The following is a 509-nucleotide window of genomic DNA, read 5'->3' as shown; positions in this document are numbered from 1 at the left end:
GCAAGGATGAGCGGTTCCGCCGCGACGCGCCGCCGTGAGCAAGCCGCCGGAGTTCCGCGACTACGCCTCGCCGGCCTGCTTCCTCCACGAGGTCGATCCCGACTATCTCGGCCATGCGCCCGAGCCCGATGCGGAGCAGCGCCGCGACGTCGCCCGCTGGCGCAAGGCCGAGCGCGAGCGGCTGATCGCGCTCCGCCTCGCCGTGGATCCCGAGACCCGCGGGCAGGAGACCGGGCGCATCGCCGCCGGGCTCGACGAAACCATCGGCGAGGTCGCCGGCCGCATCGTCAGCGCCTATTGGCCGTTTCGCGGAGAGCCCGACCTGCGCGGCTGGCTGGAGCGCGTCCACGCCCGAGGCGCCCGCTGCGCCCTGCCCGTGGTGGTGGAGAAGGCCCGGCCCCTGGTCTTCCGGGAATGGCGGCCCGGCGCTCCCCTGGCGCGCGGCGTCTGGAACATCCCCATTCCGGCCGAGGGCGCGGAACTCGTGCCCGATATCGTCATCGCGCCCG

At 74.5% G+C, this 509-nt stretch carries 1 protein-coding gene; it reads left to right on the top strand.

The genetic code is table 11. The annotated features are described in order from the left end of the window. Window positions 1–34: 34 nt before the first annotated feature. Window positions 35–509, top strand: a 475-nt coding sequence (locus AC1DWF_RS38925) for a 5-formyltetrahydrofolate cyclo-ligase (RefSeq protein ID WP_476843720.1), incomplete at its 3' end; no start/stop codon positions are given.

Source organism: Aminobacter sp. P4_D5, assembly GCF_056401815.1.
The sequence above is the reverse complement of the archived record's forward strand: the minus strand, read 5'-3'. Positions and strand labels throughout refer to the sequence as shown.